This is a genomic window from Prevotella sp. OH937_COT-195, from assembly GCF_003932845.1.
GTDB lineage: Bacteria > Bacteroidota > Bacteroidia > Bacteroidales > Bacteroidaceae > Prevotella.
Genome location: NZ_RQZH01000002.1, coordinates 105974 through 129343, shown reverse-complemented (window position 1 = coordinate 129343; position 23370 = coordinate 105974). Strand labels below are relative to the sequence as shown.

Sequence of the window (23370 nt, the reverse complement as noted above, 5' to 3'; positions counted from 1 at the left end):
TTGGTATCAGCCGGTCAAGGCAATAGGAGAGTACGCACTTCGGCATTATACATTGGCTCTATGTCTTTCATCTGTCTGTTATGATAACGTGCCTGAATGGCTTTGTTTATTATACCGTGACCCACGGCAAATACGGTTTTGCCGCGATATTGCCCGCTTATGAAGTCAAGAAAACGCTGAGCACGGTGAAGCATGCTATTGAGCGGCTCCACGTCTTCCGGAAACGGCTCGTCTTTTATATCCGGTATGAACCGCCCCGTGAAGGCTCCCCAGTCGCGTTCGCGCAGCAACGGTGTCGTAACAACCGGCATTCCGTGTTGTTCTGCCACTATTCGGCATGTCTCAACGGCACGGTTCAAATCGCTCGAAACAAAGACATCGATATGCCGTTCTTTCATTTCTGCAGCCAATTTACTTGCCTGCTCTATCCCTATTTTGTTCAATCTGCCCTGCGTCTGCCCCTGCATTATCCGGTTCTCGTTGTCGAAAGTCTCGCCATGTCGTGCAAGAATCAAAGTAGTGCTTGTTTTCTCCAATTCTGTTTTTTATTTAACCATCAATGTAACAATAAGTATGCCGCAGTGCATTTCATACAAGTTCAAGCCCTAATGCTTTCTGCATTTTGGCAACGGCATCGTTTTTCTCGGTCAGTTCGATATATTGCTCCCGTCGGGTCATTACTTTTCCCAATTCTTCTCTTTCCGCCTTTCTAAACGAAATGGTTATGTCGTCATTCTTCAAGTCGCGAACGAGTGTTGCACGAATGTTCCCCTTAATCTTCATTATATCGTCGAGCAGCAGTTGGTTTTCAACCACCACCTCCACTTTCGGGAACTCCGTCATGCGCGGAATCAAATTCTTTATGCGTGCCGAGGTTCCCGTGAGATGCTGCGGCATGCGTGTACACATGGCATACCACACCGACTGCAATTCTTCTTCCGTGAAAGACTTATGTTCACCGGTATCAACATTTTCCTCCTCTTCTTTGATATTAGAAAGAGTGTCGGTGCTTTTTCTCAGTTTTCGGAATGAGTGACCGAGTTCATTCAGTTTCAAAGGTTTGTTAGACCTTGCAACATTTTGCATGGCTATTACCTGCGGTTGTCTGTAATCAAGCGTGTTATTTTCTCTTTCCCTTGTCGCAGCCACCTGCTCTGCCGCTTGTTGTGACAAGGGTTGATTAAATAATTTTCGGAACAGGGATTTCAATCTTCGGGGGCGCAGCCCCGCACCCGGAATGTCCTCCTCTTGTGTTATCTGTGCCACTTCTATAAGAGTAATCTCCACAAGCAGACGTTTGTTGGTGCTCTGCTTATAATTAACGTCACACCGGTTCATAATCTTCAAAGCCTTGAAAAGGAAATCCGGCGTACAGCGTTTCGCCTGCTCTGCATATTTCTCTTCCTGTCGCCGGCTTGTTTCGAGCAGCCCCACCGTTTGCGGGTCTTTTGCCATCATCACGTTTCTTACATGTTTTGCGAGTCCCGTTATGAAATTTCCTCCGTCAAAACCGTTTGCCAGTACGCCGTTCAGCAATACCATGATGTCTGACGCCTTATTTTCAAGTGCAAGGTCTATTACCCGGAAATAATTGTCGGCATCGAGTACGTTCAGGTCTTCTATAACCTTCCGGTAAGTCAAATCTCCCTGACAGAACGATGCCGCTTGGTCGAATATGCTTAGTGCATCGCGCATACCTCCGTCGGCTTTCTCGGCAATTACCTCCAACGCTTCTTCCTCATATTTGATTCCTTCTTTCTCTGCAACCATCTTCAAGTGTTCAACGGTGTTCCTCACTGTCATGCGCTCGAAATCGTATATCTGGCAACGCGATATGATTGTAGGCAATATCTTGTGCTTCTCGGTTGTTGCAAGAATGAATATTACATGTGCCGGCGGCTCTTCGAGAGTCTTTAGAAAAGCATTGAATGCTGCCGTTGACAGCATGTGTACCTCATCAATTATGAACACTTTGTACTTACCCACCTGTGGTGGAATGCGTGTCTGTTCCATAAGTGCCTTGATGTTCTCTACCGAGTTGTTGCTTGCCGCGTCGAGTTCGAATATGTTGTAAGAGCGTTGTTCCATAAAAGAATTGCAACTCTCACATTCCCCACACGCCTCGCCTTCCTGCGTAGGGTGTCCGCAGTTGATTGCCTTTGCAAATATTCTTGCGCATGTAGTCTTTCCCACTCCGCGCGGTCCGCAGAATAGATAGGCGTGTGCAAGTTTTCCACTTCTCACCGCGTTCTTCAGCGTTGTGGTAAGTGCCTGCTGCCCCACCACGGTGTCGAACGACATCGGACGGTACTTTCTGGCTGAAACTATATATTCCATTTATATTTATTTTATATTTTCAAGAACAGATTATTCAGGAAACGAGGAGAGTTTTTAGGAGTTAAGAAATTAGGACAAAACCTTTGTAAATATAAAGATTTTGTTGTCTTAATTTCTTGACTCCTAAAAACTCTTCTTAATTTCTACTTGTCTCTGTTTCTCCTATACTTTTCCATTAGTAATATCTCCGGCCTATATTCGAAGTGCATTGTGTCGTAGTGATACCACCGTCCGCCCCATATAAAGCCGTGCTTCTCGAATATCTCCACTATCTCATGCGGCATCTTGTTCTTGTAGGGAATCTTGTCTGTCTCCCTTGCACCGGATTTTGCCCACAGCCAGTATGTCTTGTAGCTGCCACCGATGTCTATTGTCATGCCGTATGAGTGTGCGCTCTGCCGTTTTGCTCCTCGCACCTGTCTCCAATAGAACGAGCCTTCCGACTTGAAATAAGCTTTCAGTCCGGGGTGTTTTGCAAGTTCGTCCCGCACTGCCTTAAGATGCTCTGCCGCCCCGTTTACCGTTGTGAACAACACGTTCTGCCCGAACCAAGGCACTTTGACAAGATGCTTTCGTACCTCCGCAGCCGATTTACCGTACATTTTTTTGAACAATGCCTCGTTGCGACTGCGTCCTGCGTCTTGTTGGAATCCCGGTATCCAAGTATCCATTTCATAACGGAACGAGAACATATCCTCAATGTCGGCATCGTCAAGTTTCTGCTCGAATGATTTCTCTCTGCCGTCATCGTATATCATTTCGCTGCCATCTTTGAAGACGATTTTGTTGTCGCGGTAACCTTCAATGAAATCGGGATAAGCCTCTATAAGTGCCATTGCTCCCGGGGGTATTCCCGTCGATTCCTTAACATTGGTTTTCCCAACCTTTGAATCTACCGTATTTCCAGTCACTGTCCCCGGTATTTCCACTCCTGTCTTTCTCTCATTACAGCCAAAACCTACGGCAAACACTGATGCAATTACCAGTGTTGCCACCATGAGTGATAATATTTTTCTCACTATTTTCAAAGTTTATTCATACCTGTGCAGGAATGTGATGTTGTAATTCTCATACTTGTTGAACTCGCGTGCAGGCACCTCATTGCGCCATGGATTGTACCATGTCTGCGAGTTGAAATACTCTCGTAATTCCGAATCTTTGAATCGCCTTCCATGCCGTGCATATATGGAGTTTTTCAAAACCCTTACCTGCCCCCTGTCCATTTCACATATATCATCATAAGTAACATATCGTGTTGACAACCAGTCATACTGTGTTCCCCAAACGATGTTGTTGCTGTAGTTTCTTTTACTGCGCTGTGTTGTGGTGCGATTCTTGCGTGGAATTGAAGGTACTTGTGCCTTTGCCTCGTTGATTCCTGTCAATGTCAACAATGCCGACAATAAGATAAGCGTCAAAGACTTTTTGTTTTTCGATAAATTCATAGTCGTTAATTTTAAAGGATTTGTGTATATTACATTATATATCGCACACAAAGATACAAATAATTTTGTCTCGACACCATTTTTTATTATTCATTAACACACTTGTTTTTACAACTCCTCTGCTTTCCTTTTCCACCGAGCCACAGTCCTGCGAAAGTCATTGCTCCGTTCAGCATGAGCAGTTCGTAACCGAAGCGGTATCCGACTGTCGAACCAACAATCTTGTCCATGACAAAACACAGTATAGGAGATACCACTGCCACATAAGGCACAATCCGATTGTTCACCGGTCGGCGCGTGAGCAGTCCGAAAGCAAACAGTCCGAGCAGCGGTCCGTATGTATATGAACACAACACATAAATGGCATCAATGACCGAAGAACTGCCTACACCGTCAACAGCGAGGATAACAACGGTAAAAACAACTGCCAATGCAAGATGTGTCTTTCTGCGCAATTTTTCATCGTCCTTACGTTCACGAATATCCACACAATAACTCGTTGTCATGGCAGTGAGTGCCGAGTCGGCCGAACTGAACGATGCTGCCACGATACCTATCGTAAACAGCACCACAACCGAGTTTCCCAATAATCCGGAAGCGGCAAACATGGGCAGCAGTTCGTCTCCGGTATCAGGTAGTGGCATTCCCTCTTTCTGTGCCAACATCATCAACAATATGCCGAGAGACATGAACAAAATATTTACCGGAACGAATGCCAGTCCGTAGGTACACATATCTTTCTGCGCCTCTCGCAGTGTTTTGCATGTAAGATTTTTCTGCATCATGTCCTGATCGAGACCGGTCATAACGACAACGATGAATATGCCACTAAAGAACTGTTTCCAGAAATTCTGCCGCGAAACCCAGTCGTCTGTAACAAACATGCGTGAGTGTTCATCGGCAGCAACAGCCCTCACTGCATCGCCAATTCCTAAACCGAGTTCTCCCATAACATTATATATAATAAGTAGCAAAGCAGTGAACATGCAAACAGTCTGAAACGTGTCGGTCCACACGAGTGTCTTTATACCTCCGCGTCGCGTGTACAGCCATATCATTCCCACCATTACAGTTACCGTTATTACGAAAGGAACTCCCATTTGACAGAGTACAAATCTATGGAGAATTATGCAAACAACATAAAACCTTACTGCCGCACCGGTCATCTTTGACAACAGAAAGAACCAAGAACCGGTTCTATATGCCCCTTTGCCGAGCCGCCTGTCGAGGTAACTATAAATAGTAGTGAGGTTCAGACGATAATATACCGGTAAAAGAATGAACGCCACGGCAATATATCCGAAAATGAAACCAAGGCATGTCTGAATGTATGTCATCTGTGTAGTCATAACCATTCCTGGTACCGATACGAACGTTATGCCGGAGATGCTGGCACCAACCATGCCGAAAGCAACCATGTACCACGCCGAACGACGATTGCCGCGATAGAAAGTGTCATTGTCCGAACGCTTTGCAGTCAGTCTACTGAACAACATAAGCACCCCGATATATGCAAGAATGGTAATCATTATTATCATAGCGACTGCAAAATTACTCATTTATAAAGAAACTTGGAACATATTCTGTAATAATGTTTGTAACGGACATGGCAAACAGATATTACAAAGAGTAAAGAGAGCCCAAAAAAACTTAATTTCCCATACTTTTCTTTTGTCATTATACAGAAAAGGTCTATATTTGCATTCCAAATTTTATATTTTATATTTTTATATTTATGCAAATGAGAATGAAATTAACATTGTTGGCATTAATACCATTGTTCTTCGCAGCTTGCAGTCAGACAGGGAAAGACACTGCTGCCACTACGAAAAAAACTGAATCTTCATCAACAGATTCTACTTATTTTGAAGGAATTGTCCCTGCTGCAGACAGTCCGGGGATTAAGTATGAAATTGCCTTGGCAAACGATTCTTCGAATGGTTACCGTCTTACTTGCACTTATCTGTCCGCAGAGAATGGAAAGGATAAGACTTATCAAAGAACGGGAATTATGGAAACGGTAAAGAAAACTTTAGACGGGCAAGAAAACACTTTCTACAAGTTTACTGACACAGACAAGAATGTTGAGGAAATATTCAAAGTCGTGGGTGACAGCACACTCCGTATGGTCAATACTGAATTTGAGGAGTCTGCAACAAAACTTAGTTACGATTTGAAGAAAAAATAAAATCGTACCATACAAGAGGGGGACAGACCTCCTCTTAATTATTAGTTTCATGAACTTGGCATAATTAAAAAAACATTAAAATTAGGATACTCAAAAATAAACAGGTAAGTAAATGTTCAAAAATAATAATTGTCTATATACTTACATTTGTTTTTCAGTCGGTACGTTCGTTACATGGAAGAAGTGTAGTATGTTACACAACAGGTAACATGTCCATGCCAAGTAAAGTTTCTTTTAAAAAACAATTTAGAATATGAAATCAAACAGCATCATCAAAGCATTATTTTCGCTTACCTTAGCATTCCTGCCATTATCAGCCGCAGTTGCTCAAAGCGACATCTCACAAACATACGGCATCTACGAGGGGGAAGCCACAACTATAATATCTGATTTGAACAGAGAAAATCAAACACCGGGTACAACCAAAAAGATTCGTATAGAAATCTCTGAAGAACAGAACAACTTTGCCAAGATTATCTTGAAAGACTACACAATCGATAATTTTTCTTTTAAAGACATCATATTGCCGGAAAACTTTTTTACTTTTGAAAACGGTATATGGAAAATTGAACAGAACAGTAATATAGAAAATTTTTTTGAAACCAAAGACGGGAAAGACAAAGTTTTGTTGACAATCCTTATACCAAATGAAAAAAGTAATATAAATACAGACAAGACATTAGAGTTTCACTTTTCAATAATATATAAAAAAAGCATCTTGGAACATGTCTTTAAGGGCAAAAAACAAGTTAATACAGGCATTGTTGAACTTGAGGCCGAAAGAAAATCCGGAATTACCGTTTTTCAAGATCTTCAGGGACGCCGTGTAGAACATCCGGAACATGGTATTTACATCGTCAATGGCAAGAAAGTGCTAATAATGTAATTTCTTAGAGACATTACGGGAAAACTTTGCCAACAGACAAAGGCATTTACAAACCTTTAATGCATACTTTTCCCTATATATGCAGGACAATTAGACGTAAATAATAAAAAAGATTGGAAATATCATGCTAAATGTTTCGCAACAGTTATTTTTTATAGTATCAATTTAGTTTTATATTAAAAATGAGAATCAACAAATTTATTTTAACAGCATGCTTAATTGCAGGTTTCATAAAAGCACATGCACAATACAGCCAAGAGGTGGAACGTGTAAATGACGAAATAGACTTGAAAGTTTTTCCGTTACCCGACAAGTCTCAGAATATGGTGGTGTTCCACCTGCCCGATTCCTGCTCCTACGACACAACGGATAGTAAGAATCTTCGTGTTGAACTTATTGTCGGAAAGACAATGTTGGTTGACTGTAACAAACACGTATTGATGGGAACAATAGAAGAAAAGATTCTCAACGGATACGGATATCCTTACTACACTTTTACAACAAATGGTGAAATATGGAGTACGCAGATGCTGTGCGCCGAAGGCAGCATGCACGAAGAGTTCGTGAGGTGCGAATCTCTTACAATAGACTACAACAGGAAATTACCTTTTATTGTCTATATGCCTTTGGGATATGAGTTGAAATATAGAATATGGACGGCCGGCGAGACTACGGATATTCCGCGGCAATAAAATATTTTGAAATATTGCAATAGTCTTTTTTCGACAACATCACAAAAAAGACGGAAACAATAATATGACTGTTGCATAAATAACAATACCATGCAAATAACAAAATTGCATGATTGACAAGCAAGGATAAAGCGAGGTAACATTGCTTTATCCTTGCACTGCTAAAATATTTTAACAAGCAGGTATTAAAAATAATTTTATATGTTGTATGCATAGGCACGCCTCCGATGCGTATTTCGTAATTTTTCAACGGAAGTTTTACCATTATTTTTTCACAACTCTACGTTCCTTGTTTCCATTTTGTGGCATCTTGAAAAGCAATTTCGGCGGTTTTGTAGTTCAATTTCGGCGAAATTGAACTACAAAACCGCCGAAATTGCGACCGCACTGATATTTACAATGATATTGTTAATGTTGATAAGATGACACGACAGCACATGTCTTTTTAAATTGATTATCCCGAATCGGAGCAATGTTATTGTATGTTCAATACGGCATGTGGTATTTCCGATTGACATGATAATCAAGTATGTCTTTCAATATTATCACGAATCGGGGTATTCCGATGTAAAGACCTAACAAGAAATGCCCGTTTGCAAGTGGAATACAAACGAACAAGACGGGATTTAGTATTTACGGAATTCTGTTTCTGTATTTTATCTGAGACTCACAGCCCTTGTGGAACTATGCCCTCGATATATTTGCAGAGTATGCCAATACTCTTAAGGTTCTCTCCTCCCTGCGGTATTATGATGTCGGCATATTTCTTAGAAGGTTCTATGAACTGTTCATGCATGGGTTTCAACACTTTGAGATAGCGGTCGAGTACCATGTCAACGGTACGTCCGCGCTCCACCACATCTCGCTGAATGTTGCGTATGAGGCGTTCGTCGTCATCGGTATCGACATAAATTTTCAGGTCCATCATGTCCCGCAACTTACGGTTGACGAGCGTCATGATACCCTCGATGATAATCACCGGTCTCGGTTCCACATGCACGGTCTCCTCGAGCCGGTTGCTCATTATATACGAGTATGTCGGCTGTTCGATTGCATTTCCGTTACGCAGTTCGTTGACATGCTTTATCAGTAGTTTCCAGTCGAATGCGTCGGGGTGGTCAAAATTTATGGCGCGCCGCTCCTCGTCGGTCATTCCTGTCGTGTCGTTGTAGTAGGAGTCCAATGGTACCACTGCCACATAATGCGGAGGCAGTGCAGAGGCAAGTTTATTTACTACGGTGGTTTTTCCAGATCCTGTTCCTCCGGCAATTCCTATTATGGTCATAAGGTAATTATTGACAAGATTGATTAAGTTTTACAATGGTTATTCGACAGTAACGACAGGCTTGCTCCGTGGGTGTGTCGCCGGTATGCCGTTTAAAGCCTTGACAGAACTTTTGCGTATGCTTCCGCTTTTTTCTCCACTCTCATGGGATATGCTCTCGAACTGCTTGGCATTCTCCAAAGCATGATTTGGCGACCGTCAAAACAGAAAGACACACTCTCACCCACTTTCGGTTGCGGAATGTTGAAATTTTCCGCGAACAGTTCGGTGGCTTTCTGTCCCGTTGTCACCACCATCTCAAGTGCCGGCATGCCGCTCATCAAGTTGTCGAGATCGGTTGGCATCACTATTTCAAGGTCTTTGTCAGATGCGGTGTTGCGTGTACGCCTTACCTCCACGGCAGTATCGTACAGCGCGATGCCTTTTTCTCGCAGCAGCGATACGATTTCTTCACGGCGGAAAGTTCTTACTTCGCTGTCAACAAAATGTAGTTTGTCGGCAAAGAAGAACAATCCGAAGATGCGCCACATGTCGTTCTGGAAATTCGGGTAGAAGAATTCCATAGACCACCTGTGGCGTGCCGGCGGAAAACTGCCGAGCATAAGCAACCGTGCTCCGTCAGGAATGAACGGCTGCAGCGGATGTTTCTCGGAGTCCATGATTTTCTATTTCTCTTTCACGAGATATATTGCCACCGGCAGGTGATCGCTGTATCCGTTCAGCCACACCCCGCCTGCATGCGTGCGCTTCGGAGTTCTCTTGTATTTCCCTTCGTCCTGCATCAAGTAGTCGCGCAACTGTATCTTATGCTTCATGAACGTCAGTGTAGAGTAATCCTTGTTCTGCGTTCCCTTGATGAGATTTGGCGTTACCACGATTTGGTCGAAGAGATTCCACGAGCCTTGATAACTAAGTGTCCCCTGCCCTTTCTTGGCGAGAGTGTTGTACCAAGGGTTATACATGTCTTCCGGCCCCACCTCCGACATCTCTGCCTTGGCTCCGAGTTCCACGGTCATGCTCTTGTCCATGGGGTCGTCGTTCATGTCTCCCATTACCATGATTTTCACATTGGGGTCTTCTCGAAGCAACGAATCCTTTACCACGCGTACCTGTCGCCCTGCCGATTCTCTGTAAAACGACTCGCTGAAACGGCTCGGCCAGTGGCACACGATTATTGCCACATGTTCGTCTGCCATCGTGCCGCTTACCGTGAGGAAACCTCTTGTAAAGAACGCGCTGTCCTTTTCCAGTTCCTGCACATACGGTATCAACTTGTAGTCACGCAGTTCGAACAACGCAGGGTTATAAAGCATTGCGCAATCCACTCCTCGCCGGTCGGGTCCTTCAACATGAACATATTTATATCCGCGTGCGCGCAAAGGCTCCTGAGCCACGAGATCGTCGAGAGCACGCGAGTTCTCCACCTCGGACAGACCTATCACTGCACATCCCACGTTCGGCAACATGTCGGTTCCCATGTCTGCCAGCGCACGTGCCATGTTGCGCAGTTTGTTCTTATATTTCATCTCGCCCCAGCGGTTCGCACCCGCAGGCAGGTATTCGTAGTCGTTTTTCCCCTCGTCGTGACAGGTGTCAAACAGGTTTTCCTGATTGTAGAACCCCACTCCGTAAACACGGAATTGCTTCTGACCGTATGTGGCAACCGCCGCAATACATAACAAAAATATTAAGATTTTCCTCATAAGTTTATATTGTTTTTTCTTCGTCCAAATCACGATTTTAAAGTTCGGGCGCAAAGTTACGAAAAAAAGTTCATATCCAACCCTTTTGCAATGAAAAAATAAGTATGGTATATAGTTGATTGATATAATGAGACACATCACCAACATTTTTCAAGTTTTGTTTTGTTCTTATGTTTTTTAATGCTACCTTTGTACCCCAAAAAACATTAATAATAAACTAAAAACGAGATGCAAAAAAAACTGAAACTTGCAGTGATTGCCTTGTGCTATGCTCCGCTGGCATTTGCTCAAACGGATGATACGCAGGCGCAAAAAAATGCGACAACGGACGAGTCGGCATTCACATTTACCGAGGCGCAGTTGGGAGACAACGATGACATGTCGCAAAACGTGACAATCATCGGTTCAAACAACAACATGTATGCAGAACGCGTCGGTTTCCTTTTCTCGCCGGTACGGTTTCGTTACCGTTCGTTCAACCAAAAATATAACGATGTTCACATCAACGGAGTGCTTATGAACGACATGGAGTCGGGACAGTTCCGTTATTCGCTCGTGGGCGGATTGAATCAGATGACGCGTAACGCCGACAACGTGCTGGCATTCGAAAACGGAGGCTACAACATGTCGAACATGGGGGGAGGAGTAAACTACAACTTCCGTGCGGCAAATTTCGCGGCAGGACACAGAGTGGCACTGAGTGCGGCAAACCGCAACTACACAATGCGTGGTGTATATACTTATAGTTCCGGACTTACCCCAAACGGATGGGCTGTGACTGCCAACCTTACCTATCGATGGGCCAACCGCGGATATGTTGAGGGAACATACTACAACGCTCTGTCGTATTTTCTCGCCGTGGAGAAGATTCTCGGTGACCACAGTCTATCGTTCGCCACATGGGGAAATCCCACCGAACGCTCGACGCAGGGTGCTTCCACGGACGAAGCATACTGGATGGCAAACAGCAACTACTACAACCCTTATTGGGGATACCAGAACGGAGAGAAACGCAACTCGCGAGTGGTGAACGACTTTGCGCCGGCAGCAATCTTCACATGGGATTGGAAAATAAACGATGACATGAAACTTACCACGTCGGTGTTCGGGAAATACTCGATGTACAAGAGTACCAAACTGAACTACAACAACACCGACAACCCGCAGCCGGACTACTGGAAATTAATGCCGAGCAGTTATTACAACGTGTTCGATGAAAACGATGAGGCTCACCGTACACCGCAGGCACTCAGCAATTGGATTACGGCATACAGCGTGTTCTCCGGTTCGAAGGCTAACCGACAGATAAATTTCGACCAGTTGATTTACTCAAACAAGATGGCAGCAAAGAATGGACATGACGCGATGTATTTCATTCAGGCTAAACACAACGATGCTCTCACTCTGTCATTGTCATCGGCATTGAACGTTGCGCTTACCCCGAAGAGCAGATGGAACATAGGATACATGCTCGGAACAAACAAGGGAAGTCACTACCAGACAATGGAGGACATGCTCGGCGCATCGTCGTTCCACAACATAAATACCTACGCGTTGGGAACATATACGATAGACGATGACCGGGTGCAATACGACCTTAACAACCGCAACGGAGTGGTGAAGACGGGCGACAGATTCGGATACGACTACGACATACTCGTAACCAAAGGATTTTTCTGGACCAACTACAGCACCGACATGGGACGCTGGCATGCCAACTTGGCTGCAAGATCGGGAGGTGTGCAGATGCAGCGCGACGGAAAGATGCGCAACGGTATGGCACCGGAGTTCTCTTATGGCAAAAGCGGAACGGCACATTTCGGAGAGGTTGGCGGAAAAGGAAGCCTCACATTCGATGCAGGACACGGACATGTCATAGCACTCGGAGCGGGCTACGAATGGCGTGCACCGCAGGCATCAACGGCTTTTGCCGCACCGGAAATAAGCAACGACTTCGTTACAGGACTTAAAAACGAACGAATATTCAGCAGCGAACTGTCGTATCAGTTCCACAATTCATGGCTGCACGTAAATCTGAACGTATATTACAGCCGCCTGAGCAACGTTACGGAGTGGCAAAACTTCTATTTCGACGACATCAACTCGTTCTCTTACGTTTCGCTTACCGGACTCAAAAAACAGTACTACGGAGCCGAACTCGCAGCGAAACTGAAAATAACTTCCACACTCGACATGAAACTGCTGGGTTACATCGGCGAGGGCAAAAACACAAACAACGCACAGGCAAGATACATGAACTCTACCAAAGCCACATATACCCGTGAGACCGCTTATGTTAAAGACATGCGCGAGGCAGGTACGCCGCTCACCGCATTGTCTGCCGGACTGAGTTATCACAACCGTGGGTGGTTCGTTGACTTGAACTGCAACTACTACGACCGCATCTACCTGTCATACTCTCCGGCATACCGATATGGAAGCACACTTAACCACCGACAGCAAATAGATGGCAACGTGTTCGACAACCAAGGCAACTTGCGAGAGGAAGCCGTGGCACAGTCTAAGGGACACGGCGGTTTCATGGTCGACGGTTCGATAGGGCGTTTCATACGCCTGAAAGGAGGGCGCAGCCTAAGTATCAACCTCATGTTGACAAACATATTGAACAACACCCACCTTGCCACAGGAGGTTACGAACAGAGCAGAAGCGACTATACGGGAGCAACGGCAGACAACGTGAAAAGTCGTGTGTATAAGTTCTCACGCAATCCGAAGAAATACTACGCACTCGGAGCAAACGGAATGCTGAACCTTACATATAAATTCTAAAAACAGTAAAAAGTAAGAACATGAAAAGAATATCATATCTGCTGATAGCCGTGCTATGCCTTGGCATAACGGCATGTATGGACGGAGACTATAACGAACCGGATTTCAGCAACGGTGCGCCATACGGAAACAACTCCATCAAACCCACAAATCTCGTTACCATACAGCAACTGAAAGAGAAATACGAGAAAGCGATTAAAACAGATTTTCGCGATGGGAACTCGTTCGAACAGGTAAAAGAGAAAATGCAGATACGCGGCTTTGTGACTGCAAACGATGTATCGGGAAATATATATAACGAGGTGGCTATACAGGACGAGACCGGTGCCATACTCATAGAGATACAACAAGGAGGATTGCACGGATACCTGCCCATAGGAACGGAGATTATCATCGAGTTGCAAGGACTGTCTGTCGGCAACTACAGAATGCAACCGGTAATCGGCATGCCGTCGAAAGTGACGCAGGGAGCAAATGCCGGAAAAGACCAAATTGGAAAGATTACGCGCAGAGAATGGCAACAACATTTCCGCATAACGGGCAAATCACAGAAAATCGAACCTAAACTGTTCGTGGAAAAGAACAATGTTGAAAATTGGAAAACATTGGAAGATGCCGGAAAACTCGGAGTGCTGAAAGGAGTTAAGTTCAAGGAAGGTTCCTACTATAACGGTTCCAAATTCGTAAAAATCGTACTTGACAAGAACTCAAAATATGCAGATCCGGCATTCAACACATCGGTGTCATGGTTTTTCCACGGACTGCCAAGCAAGGGTACGGCAGACAAACCGTCCATTATGCTATACAACAGCAGTTTTGCAGACTTCGCTTCTGTATCGTTGCCGATGTACAACGTTGACATCACCGGTATCATAAAGCGATACAACAACAGTTGGGAAGTGATAATACGCGACATTAAAGATGTTGTTCCGTCAACAATAAAGGAATAACGAAAGAAGATACGAAAAAAGTAATAAGGAAATAAAAAAACATCATAACATGAAAAAAATCATTTATTCTGTGATAATGCTCGCCATTGCGACATTCACAATGACAAGTTGCGAGGATGTTCCTGCGCCCTACGGTTTCCCCGAGGAGAACGGCAATAACGCGGAAACTCCATTGGATGAACCCACCGGATCCGGAACAGAAGCCGACCCGTACAACGTGGCTGCTGCACTAAAAATGATAAAAGCGATGTCAAAAGACGACATCAGTCCGGAGGTTTTCGTAAAAGGAAAGATTTCGTCTATCGACGGAGTGAACCTCCAATTCGGAAACGCAACATACAGTATATCTGACAATGGTACGACAAACAACCAGTTGGTGGTGTTCCGCGGATTGTTCCTCGGAGGCGAAAAATTCAAGAAAGAAGACCAAATAAAGGTTGGCGACGAGGTTATCATAAAAGGAAAGTGCAAGAATTTCAAAGGCAACACACCGGAGTTCGATGCAGGAAGCGTCATATTCTCGCTCAACGGTGAAAAGGCACAAAAGCCGGAGAAACCCAACACTAAGTTCGACCCGACAGGAACAGGTAAGATAAACGACCCGTACAACGTGGCGGCAGTGCTGCAAACTTTCTATGAAATAGAGTCCGGACAAGAGAGCGAAAATGAAATATATGTAAAAGGAAAGATTGTAGGGACACCACAAATAGACATCGCTCAATACGGAAATGCCACCTACAAAATTGCACAAGACGGCTCGGAAGACGATGACAAACTTGTTGTTTTCCGCGGTTTGGACATAGACAAAAAGAAGTTTACCGATGCCGCAAAGATTAAAGAAGGCGATGAAGTGGTTGTTTGCGGAAAGGTAACAAAGTATAACGGTGCGATACAGTTGGCAAAGAACAACTACCTCGTATCCATAAACGGCAGCCAAGGCTCCGGCATCAAGAAAACCATAGAGGGAAACATTCTCACAATCGACGATACGAGTTTGTCGGAGTTGGAAAACACCACTCCCGTAACAATCGATCTCGGGACTCAGGGCTGGGCTGACAAGCAGAATACGAACCTCAATATCGAGAACAGCGACTTCAGCATAACATTCGAAAAAGGAAACGGAGATTTCCCTCCAACTTACTACGAATCAACCAAGGGAGTGCGCATGTATGCCAAAAATCTTTTCAATATTAATGAGAAAACCCACAAAATCAAAAAAATTGTTTTGGAATGTGAGGCTAAAGAAGATAAGATATATACAGGGAATACGCAACTGACAGCCGTCAAAAAAGATAAAAAGATGACAGTATGCAACGAATTCTCTTCTACAAAAGGAGGCGATCAGTTGAGAGTGAAAAAGATTACCATAACATACGGTAAATAACAATCAAGACTTTTGCAATAAATAAGACACCGCATAACTCTTAACATGCAATAACCGCCATTAAACGATATGGGTTACGTTTAATGGCGGTTATTATATGCCGAGTAGCAAACCGTTATATATTCAAAAACAACTTCTCAATCTTACAATGCCCCCAAGACTCAAAATCGAAGTACAAAAACATACTCGTTTATTCTTGTTTTTTTAACCATGAAAAACAACGCAAAGCATGTATAATAATAAAAAATAAGTTGTAACTTTGCAGGCAAATACACTCTGATGAGAAAGAACACGTTGATATTTCTGTTACTCGGTGCTTTCATTTTTATGATGGCAGACACAAACGTGGTCATGTTCAAGGGTGTGAAGAAAGCATTGCGAGGCGACACATTATCCGTGGGAAACGTAATATCGGACACGACAAACACCGATACCGCCGAAACAGACTCGCTGCGTCTCGCAATAATGATGCACAACAAAATCGTAGACGACTCAATACGCCTCGACAGCATCAACCGACGAAAATCCAACGGCATAGATGCGCCGGTGAAATACTCGGCAAAAGACTCCCTCGTATATTACGCAAACACGCGCACTGCCCACTTGTACGGCTCGGCAGAAGTTAAGTATTCCAACATGGATCTTGCAGGAGAGAGGGTTTATGTCAACATGGACAGCAACACGATACATGCCAACGGTGTTGTAGATACTACCGGAGAATTAGAAGGAAAGCCGGTATTCAAAATGGGAGCCGACAAGTATGAGAGCGAACAAATGTCGTTCAATTTCAAGACAAGAAAGGGATTTGTGAGCAATGTATATTCGCAACAAGAAGACGGTTTCCTAAGAAGCGAACACTCAAAGCACGACTCCACGGGTGTGATATATATAGAACACGGACGATATACAACGTGCGACGAAGAACACCCCGATTTTTATATAGCACTCTCGAGAGCAAAGGTTCGTCCGGGAAAAGACGTGGTGTTCGGACCGGCTCATCTCGTGGTGTGCGACGTGCCGCTGCCACTTGCCATACCATACGGTTTCTTCCCATTCTCAAAGAAATATTCGAGCGGTTTCATAATGCCATCCTACGGCGACGAGAAAGCACGCGGTTTTTACCTCCGCGATGGCGGATACTACTTTGCCATAAACGACAAATGGGACTTAAAACTGCTTGGTGAGATTTACACAAAAGGCTCGTGGGGTATCAGCGCGGCATCAAACTACAACAAGCGATACAAGTACAGTGGCTCGATTTTCGTCAGTTATCAAGACACTAAGAACGGAGACAAAGGCACACCCGATTTCATCGAGCAAGAAAGTTTCAAGATACAGTGGAACCACAGACAAAACCCGAAAGCGAATCCTTTCAGCAATCTGTCGGCAAGCGTCAATTTCGCGACATCAAGTTTCGAACGCAACAATCTCAACTCGATATATAACCCCCAAAGCATGACACAGAGCACGCGTACATCATCGGTAAGTTGGAGCACGACATTTTCAAGCATAGGCATGTCGTTGAGCAGTACGATGAACATCAACCAAAACATGCGTGACTCCATGATTGACATGACATTGCCCGACCTCAACATATCCATTTCTCGTTTCTATCCATTCAAGCGGAAACACGCCGCGGGCAAAGAGCGGTGGTACGAGAAAATATCGATGAGTTACACGGGACAGTTGCGCAACTCAATTTCGACCAAAGAGAACAGACTGCTGCACTCGAACCTGATGAAAGACTGGCGCAACGGAATGAATCACAGCATTCCCATACAAGGCAGTTTCACACTATTCGACTATATCAACTTAAACCCTTCGTTGCACATAACCGACCGAATGTACACCAACAAGATAATGCGTTCGTGGGACAATCTGGCGCAGAGGGAAGTATGCGACACCGTAAACGCTTTCAGCAACCTGTACAACTGGAATTTCAGCATCAGTGCATCTACAAAATTATACGGTATGTTCGTACCATCGAAAAAGATATTCGGTGACAAGATAGTGGCGGTGCGACATGTATTCACTCCTACCGTAAGTTTCAGTTATTCGCCCGATTTCAGTGCTTCGCGCTACGGATATTACAAGACATATCAGAAGACCGATGCCAACGGAAACGTGTCGCTCGTGGAGTATTCACCTTTCCAAAACAACGTATTCGGCGTACCGGGAAAAGGAAAGATGGGGAGCATTTCTTTATCATTGGGCAACAACATCGAGATGAAAGTACGTTCCGACAAAGACAGTACGGGATATAAAAAACTCAGCATCATAGACGACTTAAGTCTCAACATGTCGTACAACATGGCGGCAAAGGAAAAACCTTGGAGCGACCTCGGCATGAACGTACGATTGAAATGGTGGAAAAACTACACGTTCAACGTCAACGCGCGCTTCGCAACATACGCATACGAACTCGACAAAGACGGACGCCCGTATGTCGGCAACCATACCGAATGGGGATACGGACGCTTCGGACGCTTCCAAGGCATGTCACAAAATTTCTCGTTCACGCTGACTCCCGAGAAACTCAAGAAACTTTTCGGAGGAGGAGATGACAACGAACAAGATTCGCAGGAAAACGAAGAAGAAACAGACACCGACATCGAGAGCAACATTGACGATGACATGGAACGAGGCAAACGCGGGGCAAAAAAGAAGAACGCAGGAAAGGCAGAGACCGACACCGACGGATACATGGCATTCTCGATGCCATGGTCACTCACCATTGGCTACGGCATAACCATGAGCGAAAATACCGCCGGCAAGTTCAATACCAAAACAATGCGCTACCCGTATAAGTTCACACAGACACTGAACCTTAGCGGAAATGTGCGCATAAGCGACGGATGGAACATCAGTTTCGCAAGCGGATACGATTTCGAGGCACACAAAATAAGCATGACCACGGCATCGCTATCTCGCGACCTGCATTGTTTCAACATGTCGTGTTCGGTGGTTCTCACACCATACGCAAGTTACAATTTCACGTTCAGATGCAATGCCGCAACGCTCACCGATGCACTGAAATATGACAAACGCTCGGGATATTCAAATGCAGTGCAATGGTATTGACAAAAAGATAAACATACTACAAACTGAAAAAGAACAGTCTTGAACTCATCAATAAAAAAAATGATATGGAAACAACAACAAGTGACAGCATCGTTATCATTCCAACTTACAATGAGAAAGAGAACATTGAGAAAATAATAAGGGCAGTTGCCGACCTTGACAAAGTGTTCCATATACTTGTCATAGACGACGGCTCGCCGGACGGCACGGCGGCGATAGTAAACTCACTGATTGAGAACGAGTTCGCAGGAAGACTGTTCATTATAGAACGCACGGGCAAACTCGGACTGGGAACCGCATACATCACAGGATTCAAATGGGCAATAGAACACAGATACGAATATGTCTTCGAAATGGACGCCGATTTCAGTCACGACCCAAAGGATTTGCCACGCCTTTACAGTGCATGTGCCGATGAAGGCTACGACCTCGCCATCGGCTCGCGATACATCAGCGGTGTGAATGTCGTAAACTGGCCGATCGGACGTGTTTTGATGAGTTATTTCGCATCGAAATATGTGCGTATCGTGACAGGATTCAACGTTCACGATACCACCGCAGGCTTCAAATGTTACAAACGCAGAGTGCTTGAAACAATAGAACTCGACAAAATACGATTCAAAGGTTACGGCTTTCAGATAGAAATGAAATACACCGCCCACAAAATCGGATTCCGAATAAAGGAAGTTCCGGTAATTTTCGTGAACCGCAGAGAGGGGGTATCAAAGATGAGCGGAGGCATATTCGGCGAGGCTTTCTTCGGAGTAATGAGACTGAGATGGGACGGTTGGACAAGGAAATATCCGCCACTACCAAAGAATTGAAACTTACGAGAACAACGACATGCTACATATATTATACTGCATCTATCAGATTTTGGTCTTCATACCACTGTTGATTGTATCAACAATCGTTACCGCCATTATCGTGATCGTCGGAACAATGGTGGGCAATGCCGAATATTGGGGATATTATCCGGGCAAGTGGTGGGGACGATTCGTTCTGTGGACACTGTTAATTCCGGTGAAAGTGGAGGGACGCGAAAACCTTAAAAAAGGACAGAGTTACGTTTTCGTTTCGAACCATCAAGGTTCGTTCGACATATTCATTATTTTCGGATATCTGTGTCGTAACTTCAAATGGATGATGAAACGGCAACTGAAAAAGATGCCGTTCGTGGGTTATGCCTGCGCCAAGAGCAACCAAATTTTTGTTGACAAGAGCGGACCGAGCAAGATAAAACAAACCTACGACAAGGCTCGCGACATACTGCGACACGGTACAAGTGTGGTGGTTTTCCCCGAAGGGGCACGAACATTCACCGGTCACATGGGAAAATTCAGGCGAGGCGCATTCATGCTTGCCGACGAGTTGGGACTGCCGGTGGCTCCCATTACCATAAACGGTTCTTTCAACATAATGCCACGTACCAAAGACTGGCATTTCGTTCGCTGGCATCGCCTGTCGCTCACCATTCACAAACCGATAGACCCGATAGGAAGTGGAGCCGATAACATCAACAATGCAATGGAAAAGAGTTATGACGCAATAATGTCTGCACTCGTACCTGAATACCAAGGATATGTGGCCAATCCCGACCAATAACCCCAAATCGACAGTTATAACCTACCCTGAAAGAAAACATATAATGAAATGACAGGACATGTTACTAACATAAATGCCACCCGATACCTCTGCAAAAGTAACTGATTTTTGCCGAGGTATCAAACTATTTATGCCATTTCTTACCCCCAACCGTCATATTGTTTGTGCTTGATCGTAGTGCAATTTCGCCGAATTTGCCGACCAATTTCGGCGGTTTTACTCACCAATTTAGCCGAAATTGCCAAACAGTTCCCATCTAATAATAAAAATGCTCTTTATCAATTTGTAACAGAACGTGTGTCAATAAAAATATATACAGATGACATCTTGCAGTTTTTTTAAAAAACTCTGCAAAACCAAATCTTAATATTAAACCCAAATCTGTCATTAGACCGCATTTGCTTAGATTTGCCATTGCCTTTACGCTTCCCAACTGCTTTAGCCCGCTTGCTGACATCTGCGCAGCCGTTTCATCCCGACGCAGCCCGCTACGCCTTCGATGAAACGGCTGCACATCTGCTCAACAATCGAACAAAATCGGTTGAGGGTTCTAATGACCGATTTGGGTTAAAATTAAGAAAGTAACTTATAATCATCAGTCATGGCGTTTGTGGCGAGATTGGTTTTGCAGAAATTTCAACCCGTGAAACATCCATTGTCATATTTGTACACATTCATTTCTTGCATTGTTTTTTCCAAGCAAGCGGAGTTATGCCGACCATTCTTTTGAATATCCTGTAAAAAGAACTTTCACTCGAAAAACCGGATTGTTTCCAAATTTCCGACAACGTAAGACTGTTGCCATAATCCTTCATGAGAATTTGTGCATGACTTACACGATACTGATTTATGAAGTCAGAAAAAGAAAGATGCAATTCGTTGTTTATGTAATTGGAAACATAGGAACGATTACTTCCAAGACGGACAACGAAATCTGACAAAGAGAAATTCTGCTGTCTGAATATTTCTTGATTCTCCATCAAATCAAAGATTTGAGCTTTGAGCAATTCTTTGGTGTCATCATTCATTTTTACCTTATTGCCCTGCCCTTTTTGTCTTTCTCTTTCATCTGCTTCCCTTAGTTCTTTATAGTAGTCGGCAGCGGTAAACCTCTGCCTGTAACCAACAAATCCCACAGAAAAAAGTAATATGCTGAACAGAATGGAAGGAATACAAATCATCCACCATTCTTTTATGAAGAACTCTCTGCCGAGAAAATTGGCGGTTACGGAAACACAAGCAAATATCAGTAATGTTACCAGTAATACTCTTACCGGCCACAATGTCTTCTCATCCGTGTCAGTATAGAAATTGCGAATCTGCTCGTCAAAACGTTTCAGTTTCTTATAACCGAAATAACATGCCGGAATAACTTGCAAAACATACAGCACTTTCATAACATACACCCTGTATATCTGCGCTTTAACCACCCATGACAAATCATGCCCGTGGGGTTCGTGAGTATAAAACTCGTGTATGACAAAACAGCAACGTGTTTCTTCGTCCATGAGAACATAAAGAAACATTGCCACAACAGATAATATCGCCGATGGCAACAATACTAAAAAATTGTGCCATGCAGACGGCTTCTCATCTGTAAGATTTGAAATGTAAAGGTAATAAAGAGGATAGCCGGCCAAAGTACAAAACGCATAAACAGCCTCTATACGAGCAAACAAAGAGTATTGATAGTTGAAATAAACGGCATGTGCAACATAGAGAATGCTACATAAAAAGAAAAACAACACAAGCAATCTTTGTGCATAATAAATTTTTCTATATCTTGCCGTGAAAGCAACAAGCCAACCAATACTTATTGTCAATGGCAAGATTGAAAAAAAAGTGTTAATCATAAATAAGACTGATTCCTCTAAAGTTTTTTTTGAAAAGCATTGCAAAGATAAAGCATTTTCTTGAAAAGTCTGCAAAAAATGACAAAAACATCTGCTATCATTCCGAAGTTTCTTTTCGTTCCAAAACTTCATTTCGTTCAATTATCACTTCCTCCATATTACTTTTTCAACAACCACTTTATACTCGTAAATAGCCTGTCAACTTTACAATTTTAATTTATGGAGCCCAATTGTAAGTGTTTTTTACGATTTGAGAGTCAAAATTTACGATTTAAGAGCAATAGAGATTGCGTCTTTGATTATTCACGTTTTTTAACTCTAAAGGGTTGGTTTTATTTTTAGTTTTTTATAATTTTGTTAAAACAAATACTAGTTTTAAACAACAAATTACATTTTATTTACTTTAATCGTTAAACATTTAAAAATAAGAATTATGAAAAAGTTGGTAGTTATTTTGACAATGATTGGTTTGGGTATAACTCAAGGTCATGCACAGTTTTATGTCGGAGGTTCTTTCGGTTTTACCAATAGTAAACTTTCCTTAGGTGAAGGTAGTGACGATTTAAGCGGTTCTTCGTTCAAAATTCTGCCGGAAGTCGGTTATCAGTATAGTGATGATCTCGCATTCGGTATAAGTACCGGCTATGTTAAAGGTTATGCAGCTTTCGGCTCATTTGATGTTACCGACATTAAGGCTTTTGGAAATGCGTTATTGAGTACGGCCGCAGATATTAGTGCGGACAATGATTTAGTGAACATCAAATGTCTGCGCGTGGCTCCTTATCTCCGCTATACGGTTTACAGGAACGGAGCTTTCGAATTTTTCTTTGACGGAGTGGTTGGTCTGAACGCAATTACTTTCGGTCAGAAGATCAGATCTCTCGGAGGAGACGAAGATTATGACGTAACAGCCATAGAATTCGGGGTAAAACCCGGTGTGGCTTTAAACGTAAGCAAAAACGTGAAACTTCTTGCGAAAATAGGTTCGCTTGGATACCAACACTTGTCAGTTAAAGACAACGATATATCTATATCACGATTTGGTCTTGATGTTGACGGAAACAATATGCTTCTTGGTGCGGTGGTTTATTTCTAAACCCTTTACCCCGTGAACAAATAAAGGTCTGTTCTCTTATTAAATGAAAGATTTTGTGAGAACAGACCTTTATTT

20 protein-coding genes are annotated in these 23370 nt (G+C 43.6%); 11 read left to right on the top strand and 9 right to left on the bottom strand.

Annotated elements, in window-relative coordinates:
* Positions 1 to 14: 14 nt before the first annotated feature.
* From EII32_RS01635 to EII32_RS01615, 5 genes are all read right to left on the bottom strand, one after another.
* The gene (locus tag EII32_RS01635) at positions 15 to 536 is read right to left on the bottom strand and encodes a histidine phosphatase family protein (protein WP_125233717.1); all 522 of its coding nucleotides are present in this window, start codon (positions 534 to 536) and stop codon (positions 15 to 17) included.
* A gap of 52 nt (positions 537 to 588) precedes the next feature.
* On the bottom strand, positions 589 to 2337 hold the full coding sequence (locus tag EII32_RS01630) for a DNA polymerase III subunit gamma/tau (RefSeq protein ID WP_125233716.1): 1749 nt from the start codon (positions 2335 to 2337) through the stop codon (positions 589 to 591).
* A gap of 143 nt (positions 2338 to 2480) precedes the next feature.
* A complete protein-coding gene (locus tag EII32_RS01625; protein WP_199741375.1) occupies positions 2481 to 3356 on the bottom strand; it encodes a M15 family metallopeptidase in 876 nt (291 codons plus the stop codon).
* Positions 3357 to 3368: 12 nt separating this feature from the next.
* Complete coding sequence (locus EII32_RS01620) at positions 3369 to 3755, bottom strand: YARHG domain-containing protein (protein ID WP_233582281.1); 387 nt, start codon at positions 3753 to 3755, stop codon at positions 3369 to 3371.
* A gap of 113 nt (positions 3756 to 3868) precedes the next feature.
* Positions 3869 to 5320 carry a sodium:solute symporter gene (locus EII32_RS01615; RefSeq protein ID WP_125233807.1) on the bottom strand — a complete coding sequence of 484 codons (1452 nt, stop codon included), beginning with the start codon at positions 5318 to 5320 and terminating at the stop codon, positions 3869 to 3871.
* A gap of 209 nt (positions 5321 to 5529) precedes the next feature.
* On the opposite strand from EII32_RS01615, the gene EII32_RS01610 reads away from it, so the two are divergent.
* From EII32_RS01610 to EII32_RS01600, 3 genes are all read left to right on the top strand, one after another.
* Positions 5530 to 5970, top strand: a complete 441-nt coding sequence (locus EII32_RS01610) for a copper resistance protein NlpE N-terminal domain-containing protein (protein ID WP_233582280.1) — start codon at positions 5530 to 5532, stop codon at positions 5968 to 5970.
* Positions 5971 to 6223: 253 nt separating this feature from the next.
* Positions 6224 to 6856, top strand: a complete 633-nt coding sequence (locus tag EII32_RS01605; protein WP_125233713.1) for a hypothetical protein — start codon at positions 6224 to 6226, stop codon at positions 6854 to 6856.
* Between the two features lie 182 nt (positions 6857 to 7038).
* Positions 7039 to 7548 (top strand): ecotin family protein, encoded by a 510-nt coding sequence (locus EII32_RS01600; protein ID WP_125233712.1) that lies wholly within the window; start codon positions 7039 to 7041, stop codon positions 7546 to 7548.
* A gap of 667 nt (positions 7549 to 8215) precedes the next feature.
* Here the strand turns inward: EII32_RS01600 and udk are convergent.
* From udk to EII32_RS01585, 3 genes are all read right to left on the bottom strand, one after another.
* Complete coding sequence (gene udk, locus EII32_RS01595; protein WP_125233711.1) at positions 8216 to 8833, bottom strand: uridine kinase; 618 nt, start codon at positions 8831 to 8833, stop codon at positions 8216 to 8218.
* 92 nt (positions 8834 to 8925) lie between these two features.
* A complete protein-coding gene (locus EII32_RS01590; RefSeq protein WP_125233710.1) occupies positions 8926 to 9492 on the bottom strand; it encodes a uracil-DNA glycosylase family protein in 567 nt (188 codons plus the stop codon).
* Between the two features lie 6 nt (positions 9493 to 9498).
* Positions 9499 to 10536, bottom strand: coding sequence for an endonuclease/exonuclease/phosphatase family protein (locus tag EII32_RS01585; protein WP_125233709.1), 1038 nt, complete (start codon positions 10534 to 10536; stop codon positions 9499 to 9501).
* Between the two features lie 228 nt (positions 10537 to 10764).
* Between EII32_RS01585 and EII32_RS01580 the strand changes: the two genes are divergently transcribed.
* The 7 genes from EII32_RS01580 to EII32_RS12010 all read left to right on the top strand — a co-directional run bounded on the left by EII32_RS01580 (position 10765) and on the right by EII32_RS12010 (position 20931).
* Positions 10765 to 13326 carry a TonB-dependent receptor gene (locus EII32_RS01580; RefSeq protein WP_125233708.1) on the top strand — a complete coding sequence of 854 codons (2562 nt, stop codon included), beginning with the start codon at positions 10765 to 10767 and terminating at the stop codon, positions 13324 to 13326.
* Positions 13327 to 13346: 20 nt separating this feature from the next.
* Positions 13347 to 14276, top strand: coding sequence for a DUF5689 domain-containing protein (locus EII32_RS01575; protein WP_125233707.1), 930 nt, complete (start codon positions 13347 to 13349; stop codon positions 14274 to 14276).
* A gap of 49 nt (positions 14277 to 14325) precedes the next feature.
* On the top strand, positions 14326 to 15660 hold the full coding sequence (locus EII32_RS01570; RefSeq protein WP_125233706.1) for an OB-fold nucleic acid binding domain-containing protein: 1335 nt from the start codon (positions 14326 to 14328) through the stop codon (positions 15658 to 15660).
* Positions 15661 to 15939: 279 nt separating this feature from the next.
* A complete protein-coding gene (locus EII32_RS01565; RefSeq protein WP_125233705.1) occupies positions 15940 to 18741 on the top strand; it encodes a putative LPS assembly protein LptD in 2802 nt (933 codons plus the stop codon).
* Between the two features lie 65 nt (positions 18742 to 18806).
* A complete protein-coding gene (locus EII32_RS01560; protein WP_125233704.1) occupies positions 18807 to 19565 on the top strand; it encodes a polyprenol monophosphomannose synthase in 759 nt (252 codons plus the stop codon).
* 19 nt (positions 19566 to 19584) lie between these two features.
* Positions 19585 to 20346: a lysophospholipid acyltransferase family protein gene (locus EII32_RS01555; RefSeq protein WP_125233703.1), complete on the top strand. Its 762-nt coding sequence runs from the start codon at positions 19585 to 19587 to the stop codon at positions 20344 to 20346.
* Positions 20347 to 20754: 408 nt separating this feature from the next.
* Positions 20755 to 20931, top strand: coding sequence for a hypothetical protein (locus EII32_RS12010; RefSeq protein ID WP_158611097.1), 177 nt, complete (start codon positions 20755 to 20757; stop codon positions 20929 to 20931).
* 89 nt (positions 20932 to 21020) lie between these two features.
* Here EII32_RS12010 and EII32_RS01550 read toward each other — a convergent pair whose 3' ends face one another.
* Positions 21021 to 22175, bottom strand: coding sequence for a helix-turn-helix domain-containing protein (locus tag EII32_RS01550; RefSeq protein WP_158611096.1), 1155 nt, complete (start codon positions 22173 to 22175; stop codon positions 21021 to 21023).
* A 457-nt stretch (positions 22176 to 22632) separates the two neighbouring features.
* Between EII32_RS01550 and EII32_RS01545 the strand changes: the two genes are divergently transcribed.
* Complete coding sequence (locus EII32_RS01545) at positions 22633 to 23295, top strand: outer membrane beta-barrel protein (protein ID WP_125233701.1); 663 nt, start codon at positions 22633 to 22635, stop codon at positions 23293 to 23295.
* Positions 23296 to 23370: the final 75 nt, after the last annotated feature.

What these genes read in the sequence shown, in the direction of transcription:
- EII32_RS01630 (WP_125233716.1), bottom strand. Translation starts at nt 2,337, where the DNA reads ATGGAATATATAGTTTCAGCCAGAAAGTACCGTCCGATGTCGTTCGAC.
- EII32_RS01615 (WP_125233807.1), bottom strand. Translation starts at nt 5,320, where the DNA reads ATGATAATAATGATTACCATTCTTGCATATATCGGGGTGCTTATGTTG.
- EII32_RS01610 (WP_233582280.1), top strand. Translation starts at nt 5,530, where the DNA reads ATGAAATTAACATTGTTGGCATTAATACCATTGTTCTTCGCAGCTTGC.
- EII32_RS01605 (WP_125233713.1), top strand. Translation starts at nt 6,224, where the DNA reads ATGAAATCAAACAGCATCATCAAAGCATTATTTTCGCTTACCTTAGCA.
- EII32_RS01600 (WP_125233712.1), top strand. Translation starts at nt 7,039, where the DNA reads ATGAGAATCAACAAATTTATTTTAACAGCATGCTTAATTGCAGGTTTC.
- udk (WP_125233711.1), bottom strand. Translation starts at nt 8,833, where the DNA reads ATGACCATAATAGGAATTGCCGGAGGAACAGGATCTGGAAAAACCACC.
- EII32_RS01590 (WP_125233710.1), bottom strand. Translation starts at nt 9,492, where the DNA reads ATGGACTCCGAGAAACATCCGCTGCAGCCGTTCATTCCTGACGGAGCA.
- EII32_RS01585 (WP_125233709.1), bottom strand. Translation starts at nt 10,536, where the DNA reads ATGAGGAAAATCTTAATATTTTTGTTATGTATTGCGGCGGTTGCCACA.
- EII32_RS01580 (WP_125233708.1), top strand. Translation starts at nt 10,765, where the DNA reads ATGCAAAAAAAACTGAAACTTGCAGTGATTGCCTTGTGCTATGCTCCG.
- EII32_RS01575 (WP_125233707.1), top strand. Translation starts at nt 13,347, where the DNA reads ATGAAAAGAATATCATATCTGCTGATAGCCGTGCTATGCCTTGGCATA.
- EII32_RS01570 (WP_125233706.1), top strand. Translation starts at nt 14,326, where the DNA reads ATGAAAAAAATCATTTATTCTGTGATAATGCTCGCCATTGCGACATTC.
- EII32_RS01565 (WP_125233705.1), top strand. Translation starts at nt 15,940, where the DNA reads ATGAGAAAGAACACGTTGATATTTCTGTTACTCGGTGCTTTCATTTTT.
- EII32_RS01560 (WP_125233704.1), top strand. Translation starts at nt 18,807, where the DNA reads ATGGAAACAACAACAAGTGACAGCATCGTTATCATTCCAACTTACAAT.
- EII32_RS01555 (WP_125233703.1), top strand. Translation starts at nt 19,585, where the DNA reads ATGCTACATATATTATACTGCATCTATCAGATTTTGGTCTTCATACCA.
- EII32_RS01545 (WP_125233701.1), top strand. Translation starts at nt 22,633, where the DNA reads ATGAAAAAGTTGGTAGTTATTTTGACAATGATTGGTTTGGGTATAACT.